This window comes from Caulobacter soli (genome assembly GCF_011045195.1).
In the GTDB taxonomy this organism is placed as follows: domain Bacteria; phylum Pseudomonadota; class Alphaproteobacteria; order Caulobacterales; family Caulobacteraceae; genus Caulobacter; species Caulobacter soli.
The window spans coordinates 4615038-4631853 of sequence record NZ_CP049199.1 but is presented as its reverse complement, the minus strand read 5'-3'; the positions used below and the strand labels follow the sequence as shown (position 1 = coordinate 4631853).

At 68.8% G+C, this 16816-nt stretch carries 17 protein-coding genes and 1 pseudogene; 7 read left to right on the top strand and 11 right to left on the bottom strand.

Features of this window, described 5'->3' with window-relative positions; all coding sequences use genetic code 11:
• Window positions 1-10: 10 nt before the first annotated feature.
• On the bottom strand, window positions 11-529 hold the full coding sequence (locus G3M62_RS21515) for a MarR family winged helix-turn-helix transcriptional regulator (RefSeq protein WP_165190590.1): 519 nt from the start codon (window positions 527-529) through the stop codon (window positions 11-13).
• An 80-nt stretch (window positions 530-609) separates the two neighbouring features.
• On the opposite strand from G3M62_RS21515, the gene G3M62_RS21510 reads away from it, so the two are divergent.
• A complete protein-coding gene (locus G3M62_RS21510; RefSeq protein WP_165190589.1) occupies window positions 610-1497 on the top strand; it encodes a branched-chain amino acid aminotransferase in 888 nt (295 codons plus the stop codon).
• A gap of 334 nt (window positions 1498-1831) precedes the next feature.
• The gene (flgE, locus tag G3M62_RS21505) at window positions 1832-3508 is read left to right on the top strand and encodes a flagellar hook protein FlgE (RefSeq protein WP_165190588.1); all 1677 of its coding nucleotides are present in this window, start codon (window positions 1832-1834) and stop codon (window positions 3506-3508) included.
• 5 nt (window positions 3509-3513) lie between these two features.
• Here the strand turns inward: flgE and G3M62_RS21500 are convergent, their stop codons facing one another.
• The 5 genes from G3M62_RS21500 to G3M62_RS21480 form a co-directional block, all read right to left on the bottom strand.
• Window positions 3514-4488, bottom strand: coding sequence for a tetratricopeptide repeat protein (locus G3M62_RS21500; RefSeq protein ID WP_165190587.1), 975 nt, complete (start codon window positions 4486-4488; stop codon window positions 3514-3516).
• A gap of 181 nt (window positions 4489-4669) precedes the next feature.
• Window positions 4670-5086, bottom strand: coding sequence for a DUF4870 family protein (locus G3M62_RS21495; RefSeq protein ID WP_165190586.1), 417 nt, complete (start codon window positions 5084-5086; stop codon window positions 4670-4672).
• Window positions 5086-5472, bottom strand: coding sequence for a DUF4870 family protein (locus G3M62_RS21490; protein ID WP_165190585.1), 387 nt, complete (start codon window positions 5470-5472; stop codon window positions 5086-5088). Before G3M62_RS21490 ends, G3M62_RS21495 begins: the two co-directional genes overlap by 1 nt.
• 54 nt (window positions 5473-5526) lie before the next feature.
• A complete protein-coding gene (locus G3M62_RS21485; protein ID WP_165190584.1) occupies window positions 5527-5838 on the bottom strand; it encodes a hypothetical protein in 312 nt (103 codons plus the stop codon).
• A gap of 37 nt (window positions 5839-5875) precedes the next feature.
• On the bottom strand, window positions 5876-6442 hold the full coding sequence (locus G3M62_RS21480) for a TetR/AcrR family transcriptional regulator (protein WP_165190583.1): 567 nt from the start codon (window positions 6440-6442) through the stop codon (window positions 5876-5878).
• Window positions 6443-6525: 83 nt separating this feature from the next.
• On the opposite strand from G3M62_RS21480, the gene G3M62_RS21475 reads away from it, so the two are divergent.
• Complete coding sequence (locus tag G3M62_RS21475) at window positions 6526-7257, top strand: alpha/beta hydrolase (protein WP_165190582.1); 732 nt, start codon at window positions 6526-6528, stop codon at window positions 7255-7257.
• Between the two features lie 133 nt (window positions 7258-7390).
• Here G3M62_RS21475 and G3M62_RS21470 read toward each other — a convergent pair whose 3' ends face one another.
• From G3M62_RS21470 to G3M62_RS21460, 3 genes are read right to left on the bottom strand one after another with little or no spacing between them, the layout of a single operon-like run.
• Window positions 7391-7957 (bottom strand): hypothetical protein, encoded by a 567-nt coding sequence (locus tag G3M62_RS21470; protein WP_165190581.1) that lies wholly within the window; start codon window positions 7955-7957, stop codon window positions 7391-7393.
• On the bottom strand, window positions 7954-8367 hold the full coding sequence (folB, locus tag G3M62_RS21465; protein ID WP_165190580.1) for a dihydroneopterin aldolase: 414 nt from the start codon (window positions 8365-8367) through the stop codon (window positions 7954-7956). Before folB ends, G3M62_RS21470 begins: the two co-directional genes overlap by 4 nt.
• 10 nt (window positions 8368-8377) lie before the next feature.
• Entirely contained in the window at window positions 8378-9133 is a 756-nt protein-coding gene (locus G3M62_RS21460) for an SDR family oxidoreductase (protein ID WP_165190579.1), read from the bottom strand.
• A 166-nt stretch (window positions 9134-9299) separates the two neighbouring features.
• On the opposite strand from G3M62_RS21460, the pseudogene G3M62_RS21455 reads away from it, so the two are divergent.
• The 3 genes and pseudogenes from G3M62_RS21455 to G3M62_RS21445 all read left to right on the top strand — a co-directional run.
• Window positions 9300-9427, top strand: a pseudogene (locus G3M62_RS21455) (hypothetical protein); the annotation flags it as partial.
• A 48-nt stretch (window positions 9428-9475) separates the two neighbouring features.
• On the top strand, window positions 9476-9946 hold the full coding sequence (locus tag G3M62_RS21450; RefSeq protein ID WP_165190578.1) for an NUDIX domain-containing protein: 471 nt from the start codon (window positions 9476-9478) through the stop codon (window positions 9944-9946).
• A 109-nt stretch (window positions 9947-10055) separates the two neighbouring features.
• The gene (locus G3M62_RS21445) at window positions 10056-11495 is read left to right on the top strand and encodes an aldehyde dehydrogenase family protein (protein ID WP_165190577.1); all 1440 of its coding nucleotides are present in this window, start codon (window positions 10056-10058) and stop codon (window positions 11493-11495) included.
• A 98-nt stretch (window positions 11496-11593) separates the two neighbouring features.
• On the opposite strand, the gene G3M62_RS21440 is transcribed toward G3M62_RS21445, so the two are convergent.
• Entirely contained in the window at window positions 11594-11920 is a 327-nt protein-coding gene (locus G3M62_RS21440; protein ID WP_165190576.1) for a GIY-YIG nuclease family protein, read from the bottom strand.
• 285 nt (window positions 11921-12205) lie between these two features.
• Between G3M62_RS21440 and G3M62_RS21435 the strand changes: the two genes are divergently transcribed.
• Window positions 12206-14068: an AMP-binding protein gene (locus G3M62_RS21435; protein WP_165190575.1), complete on the top strand. Its 1863-nt coding sequence runs from the start codon at window positions 12206-12208 to the stop codon at window positions 14066-14068.
• A gap of 145 nt (window positions 14069-14213) precedes the next feature.
• Here the strand turns inward: G3M62_RS21435 and G3M62_RS21430 are convergent, their stop codons facing one another.
• Window positions 14214-16673 (bottom strand): M28 family metallopeptidase, encoded by a 2460-nt coding sequence (locus tag G3M62_RS21430; protein WP_165190574.1) that lies wholly within the window; start codon window positions 16671-16673, stop codon window positions 14214-14216.
• Between the last annotated feature and the right edge of the window lie 143 nt (window positions 16674-16816).

Here is a 16816-nt window from a genome sequence, read left to right as displayed (position 1 = left end):
GCTTCGGGCGTCATAGCCCGTCCCGTCGATTGAGGCCCACACCTTGGCGCGGTCCGGCCAGGGCCGCCAGGATTCGCCGCGCGCCGGCCACGCCGTCCAGGCCGCCGGTGCGATAGGCGCGGCCCAGCAGGTGGCGCAGGCGTTCGGCCACCCGGTGCTCGAAGGCGATCCCCTCGGGGGTCAGCTCGGCCGGCCGCCGGCGGGCGTCCAGGTCGCCGGCCGCCTTCTGGGCCAGGTTCAGGCGCTGCAGGTCCGACAGGGTCTTGCTGGCCGCCTGCTTGGACAGGCTGGTCAGCTTCGACAGGTCCTGCACGCCGATGCCGGGGCGGCGGCGCAGCAGGAAGGCGGCGCGCCAGTGCGAGCGGCCCAGGCCCGGGCCTTCACCCTCCAGCGCCGCGTCGACCGCCGCCCACAAGCCCGCCTCGGCCAGCAGCAGCAGCTCCAGGCCGCTGTCCAGCTGCTCCTCGCCGAGGATCAGGCGGGGGTCGGTCGAACCCCCCACAGGTCCCGATGAAAGCGGCCCGGCCATCAGCTTGCGTCCATTTTATTTGACCTTCGCCGGCTCGAAGCGTCTAAGAGCCGGGTTCCAAATAAGGAGGTCTTGGACCGATGTCTCTCGTTCCCTTCGACGATCGCGATGGTTGGATCTGGCTGGACGGCCAGTTCGTTGCCTGGCGGGACGCGAAGGTGCACGTATTGACCCACGGCCTTCACTACGCCTCGTCGGTGTTCGAGGGCGAGCGGATGTATGGCGGCGAGATCTTCAAGCTGACCGAGCATACCGAGCGCCTGTTCAAATCGGCCGAAATCCTCGATTTCAAGATCCCTTACACGGTGGCCGAGATCGATGAGGCGTGCAAGCAGACCGCGGCCAAGAACGGCCTGACCGATTGCTATGTGCGGCCGATCGCCTGGCGCGGCAGCGAAATGATCGGCGTTTCGGCGCAGCAGACCAAGATCCACGTGGCCATCGCCGTGTGGGACTGGCCCAGCTATTTCGACCCGGCGACCAAGGCCAAGGGCATCCGCCTGACCTGGGCCAAGTACGATCGCCCGGCCCCCAACACGATCCCGACCGCCGCCAAGGCCGCCGGCCTCTACATGATCTGCACCATCTCCAAGCACGCCGCGGAGAAGGACGGCTACGCCGACGCGATGATGGTCGACTATCGCGGCTATATCGCCGAGGCGACCGGCGCCAACGTGTTCTTCGTCAAGGACGGGGTGCTGCACACCCCGACGCCCGACTGCATCCTGAACGGCATCACCCGCCAGACGGTGATCGCGATCGCCAAGCAGCGCGGGATCGAGGTGGTCGAGCGCCACATCGAGAAGGCCGAGTTGGCCGGCTTCACCGAGTGCTTCATCGTCGGCACCGCCGCCGAGGTCACCCCGGTGTCGGAGATCGGCGAGTTCAAGTTCACCCCGGGCGCGCTGTCGCTGTCGCTGATGGACGAATACGCGGCCCTGGTGCGCCGGGAGCTGGTGTCGGCGTAAGCCGCCCGCCGCTTTCGCTGAATGAAACGATCCCGGAGAGGCTGGCCCTCTCCGGGATTTTTTGTGCCTGGGGCGGCTTGCGCGTCACGAGTTTCACTCCAGTACTGCGGTCTTGCAGGATCTTTCAGGGTTGAAACATAGTAAACGACGTTATCAATTAACCATGTGATGGGACATAGACGTTGCCTGGCAAAAACTGCTCGGCAGAAGATCTCGAAACATAGTAAATGGCGATTATATTAACCATATATACTATTAATTGCATGGAGTTTCCGTTTTTCGCCCAAGACTTGCAGCGCGTTCGGCCTCGATAGTCGGATGGGTTTTTCAAGTCATGAGCATCAACAGCGCCATGCTCGCCGGGGTTTCCGGCCTGCTCGCCAATTCCTCGTCCCTGGCGGCGATCTCCGACAACATCGCCAACGTCAACACCGTCGGCTACAAGCGCAGCTCGGCCAACTTCTCGTCGATGGTCACCTCGCAGAGCAAGAACGGCAGCTACAGCGCCGGCGGCGTCTCGGCCAAGACCCACCAGTTCATCGGCCAGCAGGGGCTGACCCAGGCCACGACCTCGAACCTGGACCTGTCGATTTCGGGGGCGGGCTTCTTCGTCGGCACCGAGAAGCCGGAGGGCCTGACCGCCACCGACACCCGCTCGTTCACGCGCGCCGGTTCGTTCCAGCTCGACAACCTGGGGTACCTACGCAACGACGCGGGCCTGTATCTGCAAGGCTGGCTGGCCGATCCGGTGACCGGCATGATCACCACCGACCCGTCGGACCTGTCGCGACTGTCGTCGATCAATGTCGGCTCGGTCGGCGGCACCGCCGAGAAGACCACCCGGGCGGGCATCAACGCCAACCTGCGCTCCGAGCAGCCCGTCTCGGCGGCCGCCAACGCCAAGGTGACCAAGACCGGCGCGCCTGAAACCCCGTCGGGCACGGCCGACTACGCCGTCAGCTACAGCCCGACCGGCACGGGCAACCAGTACGCCGTCTCGATCAGCCGCAACGGTGTGGCCATCTCCTCGGGCGTGGCCTCCTATGACCCGACCACCGGGGCGCTGACTGGCTATGTGCCGACGGGGGCGTCCGCGCCCGTGACCACCCTGACCACCGGCGGCCAGACTGTCGCCCTGTCCGACCTGGGCATGACCACCAAGGCCGACGCGGTCGCGGCGGGCGCCTATGACCCGGCCACCAATTCGATGTCGGACTACGCCCTTGACCCGACCAAGGGGGTCAAGCCGGACTTCGAGGTGCAGATCCCGGTCTCGGACTCCAAGGGCGGCCAGCGCACCATCACCCTGTCGCTGATCAAGGGCCCCGGTCCCAACGAGTGGTACGCCGAGCTGCGCGCCAAGCCCGGCGACCTGGACAACAACGCCAACGGCCTGATCAGCTCGGGCAAGGTCACCTTCACCACCGACGGCAAGCTGTCCAGCACCGGCGGCCTGTTCGGGAGCACCAACCCCACCTCGATCAGCATCGGCGCGTCGGATCCGACCGCCACGGGAACCGGGCCGCGCTGGGCCGACGGCCTGGGCATCGACAGCCAGGACCTGCAGATCGACCTGGCCAACGCGGCCGGCGGCCTGACCCAGTTCAACAGCCAGTCGGTGGTTCAGTCGGTCAACACCAACGGCACCGCGTTCGGCAACCTGACCAATATCGAGGTCGACGACCAAGGCTATGTCTCGGCGATCTTCGACAACGGCGTCACCCGACGGATCGCCCAGGTGGCCATCGCCACCTTCTCCAATCCGGACGGGCTGAAGGCGGTCAACGGCAACGCCTATCGGGTGACCAACGAGAGCGGCAATTTCAGCCTCAAGACGCCTGGCGAGGGCGGGGCCGGGTCGATCGATCCGTCGACCCTGGAGGCCTCCACCGTGGACCTGTCGACCGAGTTCACCGGCCTGATCACCACCCAGCGCGCCTATTCGGCCTGTTCCAAGATCATCACGACGGCGGACCAGATGCTGGAGGAGCTGCTGAGCATCAAGCGGTAGGGGCGCTACCCCGCGATCTTGGCTTCCAGCTCGCTCAGCCGTGCCCGCGTCGACGCCAGGTCGGCGCCGAACCGCGAGGGATCGGCGGCCGCCAGGCGGGCGGCGACATCGTAGCTTTCGCGATAGAGGTCCAGGGCCCGCATGCGGTGGCCGCGGTCCTCGCGCAGGTCGGCCAGGCGTTCCAGCGACACCGACAGGGCCCGGCGGGCGTTGGGATCGGCGGCTTCGCGGCCGCCGTGCGAGCGGCGCAAAGCCAGGGCCTCTTCGAAGGCCGAGAGAGCGTCGTTGAGGCGGCCTTCCATCTCGGCCACGTCGCCCACGCCCGACAGGGCGCTGGCCAGCAGGTCGTCGGCGGCGAAGTCGCCTTGCGGCCCGGCGTCGCGAACGGCGCGGGCGTAGCTGACGGCCTCCTCATAGGCCTCGGCGGCCTCGTCCAGCCGGCCCTGGCCGCGCGCGAAGTCGCCCAGGTCGCGGCGCGACACGGCCTTTTCGCGATCGTCGCGGGCCATGCGCAGCAGGCGGTTCAGGGTCTGGGCGGCCTCGGACCAGGCGTCCTGGCGGCTCAGCGTCACCAGGCGGGCGCGCAGGTCTTCGAAGGTTTCGACGGGCGCGGGCGGCGGCGCGTGCTCCGCCGCGACGATCGGGATGGCGACGGGCTCGGGCCGGGGTTCGGGCTCGGCCGCGGAGACCGGTTCAACGGCGAGGATCGGCGCGGCGACCAGCTCGCCGGGCAGGTCGGCCCCCAGGTCGACCGGGGCGATCTTGCGCTTGGTCTTGCGCTTGAAGCGCGGGGTCAGGGCGGCGACGAGAAGCACAGCCCCCGTGATCGCCGCCGCCCAGCCCACGAACGGACGGTGTGGCTCGAAAGGCCCGAGATCGAGATTCTGCGCCCAGTCCCCCAGGACGCCCAAACCCGCGATGACGTACCCCGATGTCGCCAGGATCACCCCCAGGATGATCCCCACAAGCCGAGCCATCATGTCGCCCCCTCCATGACCGCGTTCGTAAGGAGCGGCACGTCACTGCAACGATCGTCTCGCGTCGAGCCGTCTCAACCGCCAGGGGAAGGCGCCGCGCGAAGCGACGCCTTAACGGGCGCCGGACGCGCCGGGCGCCCGGGAAACAAACATGCCGTAGCGGAACCCCTAGCCGATCTTTGTGTCAGATCAGCCAGGTGCGCGGTCGCGGATAGGCCTCGCCCTTCAGCAGATAGACCAGGCCCATGATGCAGCGGACCACGAAGAACACGCCGATCGCGCCCATGATCGTGCCGCCGGCGATCAGCAGCGGAATGCCGATCAGCAGCACCGCCAGGGCCAGGCCCACCAGGAACAGGGCCAGGCCGATGATGAACCACCAGATCGACAGCCAGAAGGTGCGGATCGCGAAGGTGTAGTGGCTGGCGTTGATCGGCCCGGCGGTCTCGCGATTGAGGTAGGCGACGATCAGCCCGACCAGGAAGGTCAGGCCGTTGGTGAAGCCCAGCAGGTACAGGGCGTAGACCACGATCGGCAGGACCTTGTCCTCCTCGACGCGGCCGGAAGAGGGTTCGGGGGCGGCTTGGGCGACGTCGCTCATCAGATCATCCAGTTGCGAGGCGTGGGATAGGCCTGGCCCTTCAACAGCCAGGACAGGCCAAGGATGCATCGCACCGCCATCCAGATGCCGACGGCGGGCAGGATCACGAAGCCGATGCCGATCGGCAGCAGCACGCAACCGATCACCGCGAACAGCAGCGACAGCCAGAAGGTGCGGATCTGGAAGATGTAGTGGCTCTGGATCCACTCGGGCGCGGCGGCCTTGCTGGCATAGGCCAGGATCACCCCGACCACGGCGGTCAGGCCGTTGAACAGCCCCACCAGGTAGAGGACATAGACGACCAAGGGCATCGTCTTGTCGTCCTGCAGGGCGGGCGGGACGGCGGGATCGCCGGTTGGATTGGGGGCGGGGTCTGTCTGGCTCATGGAACGATGGTCGCCAATATCGGCGACGAAGGCAAATTAAGCTCGCGTAAGGCGTCAGTCGCCGGACTGGCTCTTGAAGGCCAACCAGTCCTCCCAGACGTGCGCGGGATCCAGATCCGCATAGCCTCGCGCCTGGGCCAGGGCGTCGGCCCTGGACGCCGCCATGGTCATGCAGATGGCCTTGCCCCGCGCTTCGATCACCTCCGCTTCGGTCAGCGGCCGGCCCTTCTCCTTCTCCAACTGCGCCAGCACGACGACGAGGGGCGGTATCGGCACGATCACCAGGTGGTCCTGGTTCTGCGCCTCCGACGGGGGCGGGGCTGGGGCGTCGCGCCCTCCGAACAGCTTGGCGAATGGATTTTTCATGCTGCCTCCCCAGGCGTTCGGTAGCGGCTCATCCGCCTTATGTCGCATCCACGATGGCCTGCAGCGTTCGCTTCAGCCACGCCGCCATCCGGGCTTGCTCGCCGGACTCCAGCGGCGCGAGGCTGAGCTGCCGGGCGTAGGTGCTGAAGCCGGTCGAGACCATGATGATCTCGGTGGCGCGGGCGCGGGCGTCGGGCGCGCCGATCCATTGGGCCAGCGGCGCGATGGCGTGGGTGTCGATGACGCGGGCGGTGATCGCCCGGGCGTCGGCGTCGCCCATCGACAGGGCGATCAGGTCCAGCAGGCGAAAGTCGGAGGCCCGTTCGGTCAGCAGCTCGGCGAGCCGCTCGCCGGCCCGCGCGCGGTCCACGCCGAAGACATCCTCGCCCACGCTCATCAGGTCGATCAACGCGGCCTCGAACAGGCCGGCCTTGGAGCCGTAATAGCGCAGCAGCAGGGTGGAACTGACCTCGGCCACCGCCGCGATGTCGCGGATGCCGGTCTGGGAATAGCCCAGTTCGCAAAAGACCGTCTGCGCCGCCGCCAGGATCCTGGTCTTGCTGGCCTGGGCGTTCCGGCGTCTGGGCGCGCGCGCGTCTTGCATATCTGCCGATACCCTTCGGTTTGACAGTCGCACAAGTCGACGCATAAGTTATCAGTCGATAACATATGTGAAGGGGGCTTCGGATGGCGGCGTCGACGAGCGGGAAGGCGACCTATGTGCTGGTGCACGGCGGCGGCCACGGCGGCTGGTGCTACCAGAAGGTCGCGCGCCGGCTGCGGGCCCTGGGGCACGAGGTCTACACGCCGACCCTGACGGGGTTGGGCGAGCGCGCCCACCTGCTGAGCCCGGACATCGACCTCGACTTCCAGATCGACGACATCGTGAAGGTGCTGGCGTTCGAGGGCCTGCGCGACGTCATCCTGGTGGGGCACAGCTATGGCGGCATGGTGATCACCGGCGTCGCCGATCGCGCCGCCGACCGCGTGGGGCATGTGGTCTATCTGGACGCGGCCAATCCCGAGGACGGCCAGTCGCTAGAGGACGTCGCCGGCCCGATGATGGCGATGGCCCGCCAAGCCGGCCGCGTGGTCGACGGGATCGAGCTGGTGCTGTGGCCGTTCCCGGGGGCGGGCCAGTTCTACGGCGTGACCGATCCGGAAGACCTGGCCTGGATGGATGACAAGCTGACGCCCCATCCGTGGAAGTGCTTCGCGCAGAAGCTGCGCCTGACCGGGGCGGGCGCGAAGATTCCGCAGTCGCACATCGTCTGCGCCTCGACCCTGCCCGGGCGGGACGTCGAAACCCTGAAGGCGCGCGCCGAGGGCCGGTTCTGGGACATCGACACCGGTCACGACCTGATGATCACCGAGCCGGAAAAGGTGACCGAGCTGCTGGACCGGGTGGCGAAGCTCTAGGGGCTGCGGGCGCTCGCCGCGCCGGTGAGCGAATTCTTCGTCCTTCGACAAGCTCAGGATGAGGAATTCGAGTGCGGCCTCTCAGTCGCCCTCATCCTGAGCTCGTCGAAGGACGAGGGCGGGCCCACGGCCTCTAGCCTCCCGGCAGCAGGTCCTCGGGCAGGGCGTGCGGGTCCAGCCCCTGGCTGCGGCCCAGCCAGGGCAGGGCGGCGGCCAGCAGGATCAGGACGAAAGCCATGCGGGCGGCGATCTCGATGGAGATGGCCAGCATGCCGGGGCTGAAGGCGAACAGCAGCATCACCACCACGCCGAACGCCAGAAAGCCCATCACCCAGGTCAGGCCCTCGCGCGGGGCCATGACGCCGACGATCTCGAACCTCGCGCGGGGCGCGAGATCCGACGCCACGGCCGCCACGGCGCGGGCGAACAGCGAGAAGCTGGCCAGCCGATCGTCGAAGCGGCCGGGACCGACATAGCTTTGGGCGGTGAGGATCAGCTTGCGACGCCCGCCAAAGCCCAGCGTCAGCACCCGGCGACGCCCGCCCTCGCGCGGCTTGGCCAGGCGGAAGGACGTCAGGGCCGAAAGCGGGAAACGCTGCTCGCGGGGGCCGCGACGCTCGACCAGCTCCGCGCCCTCCAGGGTCCAGACCGTTTCGGGCTGGAAGGGGGAGAGGCGGGCGCTGTGTCGAAGCGCGCTCACCCCCGGACGGCGGTGATTTCCACCCCCGCCGCGGCGGCGTGGGGGGCGAGGGCCGAGGGCTTTTCGACCCGCACCCGGGCGCGGGTCACGCGGGGATCCTCGAAACAGGCTTCGGCCAGCCGTTCGGCGAAGGTCTCGACCAGGCCGATATGGCCCTCGGCGGCGATCCGCTTGGCCGCCTGGGCGATCGTCTCGTAATTGACGGTGTCGCTCAGCTGCTCGCAGTGGCTGACGGCGACGTCCAGCTCGACATCGGCGATCAGGGCCTGCAGCCGGCCGAATTCCTCGTCATAGACCCCGATGCCGGCCTCGACCTTCAGGCCGCGCACGAACACCTTGGTGACGATCACCCGGGCCGCGTTCTGGCGGGGGGCTTCGTCGGGAGCGTTGGTCAGGGGTTGGGCGGCCACGGCGAGACTCTCAGGAACCGATGATGTCCGGCGTGCGCCAGCCCAGATGCTGACCCGCGTCGACCGCGATCATCTGGCCCGTGACCGACGTTGCGTCAATGAGGTAGCGCAGGGCGGCGGCGATCTCGTCGGGGCTGGCGTGGCGCTGCAACAGGGTTCCGGCGGCCTCGGCCTCGAACTCGCCGGGCGCCTGGTGCACCGACGGCAGGGTCGGGCCGGGGCCGATGGCGTTGACGCGGATGCGCGGCGCCAGGTCCTGGGCCAGGGTCTGGGTCGCCCACCACAGGCCGGCCTTCGACAGGCTGTAGCTGAAGAATTGCGGATTGGGCCGCAGCACGCGCTGGTCGACGACGTTGACGATCAGGCCGGAATGGTCGCCGGGCAAGGCGGCGGAGAAGGCCTGGGCCAGCACGATCGGCGCGCGCAGGTTGGCGTCCAGATGGGCGTCCCAGCTTTCGCGGGTCGAGGTCGCCAGGCGGTCGTCCTCGAAGGTCGAGGCGCTGTTGATCAGCAGGGTGACCGGACCCAGGGCCTGGGCGGCGCGGCCCACCAGGGCGGCGGTCTGGGCTTCGTGGGTCAGTTCGGCGTCGAGAACGACGGCGCGACGGCCCAGGGCCGCGATCTCGTCGGCGACGGCCTGGGCCTCGTCCTTGGCGGTGCGGTAGTGGACGGCGACGTCGAACCCGGCCCCCGCGGCCTCCAGGGCCAGGGCGCGGCCGATCCGGCGACCGCCTCCGGTGACCAGGGCCGCGCCGCGCTCGGACATCGTCTTAGTCGAAACGGCCGAACTCGAACTTGTTGAGGCCGAGGATGACCACCAGGAAAATGGCGATGACGCCGATCGCGAGCATGAGCGTGGGTCCGTTGTCAGACTGAAAGATGCTCCGGGCTTTAGCGGGGGCAGGGGCTGACCGCAAGGCTGATCGGGACCCCAACGCCGTGCGTCCTTCGAGGCTCGCCTTCGGCTCGCACCTCAGGATGAGGAAGACAGTGCAAACGGCCGCTCCGAATTCCTCATCCCGAGGCGCCCGCGAAGCGGGCCTCGAAGGACGCACGGCGGCCCGAGTCCGGGATGACAGTTGGAAGCAGGAAACCTAAGCTCCGCCCCATGCTCTGGCGTCGCCGTGTCGAACCCTTCACCCGTCCTCTGGTCTATGCGTGGTTCCGCTTCAGGCGCGGCCTGACGCTGGGCGTGCGCGGCGTGGTCACCGACGACGAGGGGCGGGTGCTGCTGGTGCAACACACCTATATCCACGGCTGGTGCCTGCCCGGCGGCGGCGTCGAGCGTGGCGAGACCGCCGAAACCGCCGTGATCCGCGAGCTGCAGGAAGAAGCCGGCGTGAGGGTGATCGGGCCGGTGACGCTGGTCTCGGTCCACAGCAACGAGCGCCATCACCCCGGCGACCACGTGCTGGTCTATCGCGTCCATGCCTGGGAGCCCTGCGCGTCGAGCGCCCAGGGTGAGATCCATCAGGTCGGCTGGTTCCACCCCGACGCCCTGCCCGACGACGTCACGCCCGGCAACCGGCGGCGCATCGCCGAGGTCTTCCAGGCCGCCGATCCTGACCCCATGTGGTGATCCTAACGATCAGGCCTTCCCCAGTGATCGCTGATCATTAAAATGGATGTTTGAACGAGGGCCCGCCGTCCCGCCGGACGCGAACCGCCCCAACCCGGAGGAGCACGGCATGCGCGACTACCTGAAGTTCTACATCGACGGACAATGGGTCCAGCCCAAGGGCTCCAAGACGGTCGACGTGATCAATCCGGCCACCGAGACCGTGGCCGGCCGGGTGACCTTGGGCACGGCCGAGGATGTCGACCTGGCTGTCCGCGCCGCCCGCAAGGCCTTCGCCACCTACTCACTGACCAGCCGCGAGGAGCGCATCGACCTGCTCGAGCGGATCATCGCCGAGTACCAGAAGCGCTTCGAGGACATGGCGAAAGCCATCACCGAGGAGATGGGCGCCCCGTCGTGGCTGGCCCAGCGCGCCCAGGCGGCCATGGGGATCGCCCACGTCCAGACCGCGCTGCAGGTGCTGAAGGACTACAAGTTCAGCGAAGACCGCGGCACGACGCGCCTGGTGAAGGAGCCGATCGGCGTCTGCGCCTTCATCACGCCGTGGAACTGGCCGATCAACCAGATCGCCTGCAAGGTCGCGCCGGCCCTGGCCGTCGGCTGCACCATGGTGCTCAAGCCCTCGGAAGTGGCGCCGTTCTCGGCCTGGATCTGGACCGAGATCCTGGCGGCCGCCGGCGTGCCGGCCGGGGTGTTCAACCTGGTCAACGGCGACGGGCCAGTGGTGGGCGCGGGCCTGTCCTCGCACCCCGAGGTCGACATGGTGTCGTTCACCGGCTCGACCCGGGCCGGCATCGAGGTGGCCCGCAACGCCGCCCCGACCGTCAAGCGCGTGCACCAGGAGCTGGGCGGCAAGAGCCCCAACATCATCCTCGACGACGCCGACTACCAGAAGGCGGTCGGCGGGGGCGTGGCCTCGGTGATGATGAACTCGGGCCAGTCGTGCAACGCCCCGACCCGGATGCTGGTCCCCCAGAAGCGCATGGACGAGGTGATCGCCATCGCCAAGGCCGCCGCCGACGCTCACACCGTGGGCGACCCCAACGGCAATTCCAAGCTGGGCCCGGTCGTCTCCGAGGTGCAGTGGACCAAGATCCAGGGCCTGATCCAGAAGGGCGTCGACGAGGGCGCGACCCTGGTCTCCGGCGGTCCCGGCAAGCCGGAAGGCCTGGAGGTCGGCTACTATGTGAAGCCCACCGTCTTCGCCAACGTCACCCCCGACATGACCATCGCCAAGGAAGAGATCTTCGGCCCGGTGCTGGCGATCCTCGGCTATGACGGCGTCGACCAGGCCGTGGCGATCGGCAACGACACCGAGTACGGCCTGGCCGCCTATGTCTCGGGCAACGACGAGGCCGAGGTGCGGGCCGTGGCCTCCAGGCTGCGGGCCGGCCAGGTGGTGCTCAACGGCGCCGGCCCCGACCTGATGGCCCCGTTCGGCGGCTACAAGATGAGCGGCAACGGCCGCGAATGGGGCGACCACGCCTTCGGCGAGTTCCTCGAGACCAAGGCCGTGCTGGGTTATTCGGCCAAGCAAGCGGCGGAGTAACTGGATCCTTCATCCCCTTGCGGGAGAAGGTGTCAGCGAAGCTGACGGATGAGGGGTCGCGCCGGCGAGAGCCGCGCGGCCCTTTCTTCGTCTCGGACTCAGATTTGGCGCGGAACCGGCGCCCATTCAAAGACCGACGCGTAGAGGTCGTCCCAGCGAGGATTGTCGCGTTCGATCAGATTGATCTTCCACTGTCGGCGCCAACGCTTGATCGATGTCTCGCGCTGGATCGCGTCGGTCATCAGGTCGTGAATCTCGTACCAGACGAGACGCTTGAGGCCGTATTCGCGTGTGAAGCCGGGTGTTCGCCCTTCACGGTGATGGACGATCCGCGTGAAGAACTGACCCGTCACGCCGGTGTAGAGCGTCCCTCGGTAGCCATCGGTCATCATGTAGACGGCGATCCAGGCGTCCTGCGAGACCATGATGGCGCTCTCCGGTTTTTGGAACAATAGGTGAACATATAAGCTTCGTCATTCCCGCCCTTGTGGCGGGAACCCCTGGTTCAGCTGACGGTGAGACGCCTTGGCGCGCTGGCGCGCCACACCTCTGCCCTTGCGGTGGACAGAGGGGTTCCCGCCACAAGGGCGGGAATGACGGCTGAAAAGTGTGGGCTAACGGACACACGCCTTACGCACGGGCACGCTTTACGCGAGCGGCAGGCCGCGTAACCTCTTCGGTAAACAACGATAATCGACCGGGAGAGAACGATGGGCGGCGTCGAAACTCCGGTGGCGTCGGATCTGGCCACCGCCCCCTTCAAGCCCTTCCCGATGAAGGGCGCCGACATCACCGTCGACCGCCGCCCCGACGGTAGCATCGTCATCACCTCCAACCACGCGCCGGGCGACGGGCCGCGCACGATCAGCCACCTGCTGGCCGACAAGGCCGCCCTGCATCCCGACCGGCCCTATCTGAAGCAGCGCGAGCCTGGTCACGGCCCTTGGCGCGGGGTCACCTATGGCCAGGCCCAGCGGGCGGTCGAGGGGATCGGCCAGTGGCTGCTGGACCAGGGCGTCACGGCCGACGACAGCGTGATGATCCTGTCGGGCAATTCGATCGAGCACGCCCTGATGACCCTGGGCGCCTACGCCGCCGGGGTTCCCGCCGCGCCGGTCAGCCCGGCCTACAGCCTGATGTCGGCCGACCATGGCAAGCTGAAGCACTGCTTCGAAACCGTCGCGCCGAAGGTGGTCTTCGCCCAGTCCGGCGCGATGTTCGACAAGGCGATCGCGGCGCTGCGGGCGCTTCGTCCCGACCTGCTGCTGGTCACCGCCGACGGCGCCGGGGAGGGGGCCGTTGCCTTCGACGCCGTGGCCGCCACCCCGCCGCGCGACGTCGTCGCCAGGCGCGAGACGCTCCGGCCGGAGACCGTCGCCAAGTACCTGTTCACCTCCGGCTCGACCGGCATGCCCAAGGGCGTGCCCCAGACCCATGCGATGATGGCGGGAGTCATCGCCGGCCAGGAGGGGCTGAAGCTGGAGGACGACCCGGCCGACGAGATTCCCGACAGCCTGGAATGGATGCCCTGGAGCCATATCTCGGCCGGCAACATCGGCTTCAACGGCGTGATCTGGAACGGCGGAACCTTGTGGATCGACGAGGGCAAGCCTCTGCCGGGGATGTTCGAGACCACGATCAAGAACCTCTACGAGGTCTCGCCCGTCGTCTTCGGCTCGGCGCCCGTGGCCTTCGCCATGCTGGCCGGGGCGATGGAGGCCGATCCGGTGCTGCGCGCCGCGTTCTTCAAGAACCTGCGCTACATGGCCTATGGCGGGGCCACCCTGTCCAACGACGTCTACGAGCGCATGCAGGCCCTGGCCGTGGCCGAGACCGGCCATCGCGTGCCGCTGGCCACCATGTACGGCGCGACCGAGACCCAAGGCGTCACCGTCACCCACTGGATCACCGAGCGCGTCGGGCTGATCGGCCTGCCCTTGCCGGGCCTGGCCCTGAAGCTGGTCCCGTCGGGCTCGAAATACGAGGTGCGGGTCAAGGGTCCAACGGTGGCCAGCGGCTATCACAAGGACCCGGAGAAGACGGCGGCGGCCTTCGACGAGGAGGGCTTCTACAAGCTGGGCGACGCGGCGCGGTTCGTGGATCCGGACGACCCGTCCAAGGGCCTGGTTTTCGACGGCCGGGTGACCGAGGACTTCAAGCTGGACAGCGGCACCTGGGTCAGCGTCGGGGTGTTGAGGCCCGACCTGGTAGCCGCCTGCAGCCCCTATGTCCACGACGCGGTGATCGCCGGCCAGGACAAGCCGTTCATCGCCGCCATGCTCTGGCCCTCGCCGGCCGGGCTGGCGGCGCTGGTCGCCGACGAGGGGCCGGGCACGCCGCTGGACAAGCTGACGGCGATCCTGCGCGACCGCATCGGGGCGTTCAACGCCGCGGCCGGCGGTGGTTCGCGGCGCGTGGCGCGGGTGGCGATCCTGACCGAACCGCCGTCCATCGACGCCGGCGAGATCACCGACAAGGGCTATGTGAACCAGCGCGCGACGCTGGAGCGGCGGGCGGCGGTGGTTGAGGGGCTGTTCGCGGAGCCGCCGGGGGACGGGGTGATCGTCATTTGAGTCTCGCTTCAACAACCGCTCATCCCGGCGAATGCCGGGACCCAGATCCCTTAGCGGTGTGGATGATTGGAAGGACTCAGAGCTTTTGGCGTCAGGCCAAAGCGCCATTCCATCTGGGTCCCGGCATTCGCCGGGATGAGCGGATTTATGGCTGGGTGTCGCTGTCCACGAACGCCGGCCAACTCAACGCCCCGCGATCCAGCACGATCGTCTTGTCCGAATAGCCCATGCCCATCAGGCCCGGCGGCTTGGCCGGGATCGCCGAGGCGCCGCGCGGCCAGCCGTCGCGGATCTCGACCACGGCCACCTCGATCTTGCCGGCCGCCCTGGCGGTGAAGCTGAGGGTGACGCCGTTGGGATCGGGGGCGTGATAGCTGAGGCTGGACCATTCCCCGGCCTTGGTCGGCAGGGCGATCGGCCGGCCGTTCAGGCGCGGCTGGTCCAGGTCGACGCTGGGCCGTAGCCGCAGGGTCAGGACCTCGGCGCCGGCCGTCGGCACGGCGCGGACCAGCAGGCGGTCGCCGGCCCGGTCGATGGTCAGCACCGGCCGCTCGACCGGCAGGACGTTGGTGGGGGCCATCCAGACCGGCTCGCGGAACAGCGGCGGATAGGCCTGGCGCACGGGCTTGGCGTCGTTGTCCGACAGCACCACGGTCGACCAGGGATCCAGGCGCGGCTGGGGCGAGACCCGCCAGGCCGTGCCGGTCGACAGGTCGGCCAGGTGGCTGGCCTCGGCCAGGCGCGGCCGGGTCGGGCCGGGGTCGCCCAGGCCCGCATAGGCCAGCAGTCCGACCCCGGCCGCGACGGCGACGCCGGCGAAAATCGGAGCCCAGCGATAGGCGGCGAAGTCGAAGGCCAGGGGCAGCAGGGCGGGGGCGGCCAGGATGGCGAACACCGCCAGCACCGCCGGCTCGGTCAGGCCCACACCGGCGAAGGTCCAAGCCCCCCAGGCGCTCAGCTGGGCGACCACGGCGACGGCGACCAGGGCGATGACCAGGGTCAGCAGCCAGGCCACGCGGCGGTCGCGGGCGCCGCCCACGGCCATGACCAGGGCGGCGGCCAGGCTGGCGGCCAGCAGCGGCCAGGCCAGCATCACCGAGGCGCCGGGCAGCAGCACCTGCGCGGTCACGGCTAGGGCCAGCACCACCAGCAGGGCGCCCAGCCAGGCGCCGAACACGCCCACGCCCCGGCCCAGGCTCAGCCAGGCCAGCACCACGACGGCGACGCCCAGGCCCAGGCCGATCTGGTCGAAACCGCCGACCAGGCTGCACAGACCCCCGGCGGCCAGGGCGATGAGGCTGACCCAGACCCGTCCCCAGAGTCCGCGAACGCCGCGCGCCTGCAGGATCAGGATCGTCAGGCAGACCCCGATCAGCAGGATCCCGGCGCCGGGCAGCAGGGCGTTGAACTGGCCCAGCACCGCGTAATAGCGCTGCTGGTCGCCGATCCCGATCAGCCGTCCGGCCAGGTGCAGGGCCAGGACGGCGCCGGCCGCCAGCAGCAGGAAGCCGGCGATCCCGCGCAGGATCTCGACAAAGGTCACGGCCTTGCCGCGCAGGGCGCGATAGCCGGTGAAGACGATCAGCACCCCGGCCAGGCCCAGGATCGCCCAGCCGATCTCGATCGGATAGGCCACCAGGCCCAGGGCCAGGACGTCGGAATAGATCAGGTCGGGCGACTTGGCCGGCAGGGCCTGGCCCATGGCCAGGGCGCGGACCACGGGCAGGGCCTGGTCGCCCAGGTTCTGCAGGCTGCCCTGGTTCAGGTGGTCGGGCGTGGCCAGGGGCGTGTGATAGGCCAGCTGGTCGTCGATGAAGGCGAAGTTCAGTCCCGGCAGGCCCACGCGCAGGGCGTGGGTGAAGTCGGTGTCGTTGGGCATCCGCTGATAGACGGCGGCGGCCAGCGAGTTGGCGGTCGGCTGGTGGGCGGCGCCGGCATAGAGGCGGATCAGGTCGCCGCTGTCGGGGCCGGTCTGGAACATGGCCGCGCGGCCCGCGTCGCCCCGGGCCTCCATGTTGATCACCACGCCCACGTGCTCGCGCAGGGGATCGCGACCGAAGAAGGCCTCGGCGCCCAGCAGGCCCGGCTCCTCGCCGTCGGTGAACAGGAAGATCACGTCGCGGGCGGGCTGGGGGCCGGCCTTCAGGGCGCGGGCGATCTCCAGGGCCGCGGCCACGCCCGCGGAGTCGTCGGCCGCGCCGGGCGAGTTGTGGACGGTGTCGTAGTGGCTCATCACCAGCACGGCGGGGGCCTCGCGGTCGGTCCCGGGCAGGGTGGCGACGATGTTCTGCACCGCGCCCACGGCCATCGAGCGGGGCGACCACTTGGCCGCCTCGCGCACGCCCTCGCCGGGGCGGACGAAGACCTCCAGCCCGAGGCCCGCGATGCGGCTCATCAGATGGTCGCGAACCCGGACGATCTCGGCCGAGCCGATCGGGTGGGGCTTGCCGCCGATGGCGCGGACGTCGGCCATGGCGCGCGTGGCCGAGAACTGGTCGGCGGGGGCGTTGGCCGGCAGGGGCGGGGGCGTTCGCAGGGCCAGGTTGGCGATCGCCAGCCCCAGCAACAGGCAGACCCAGACGCCGAGCAGTCGGACGGTCTTCATGGGATGGGCCTCCGCGACGAATCCTTGAGCGCCAGGGTGGGACGGTTCGGGATTCGATAAAAGCTTGGCCGCGGCGAAAGGGACAAAGGAAAGGGCGACCCGGTCGCCCGGATCGCCCTTCCCGTCGTTTCAAAGTCGGGCGG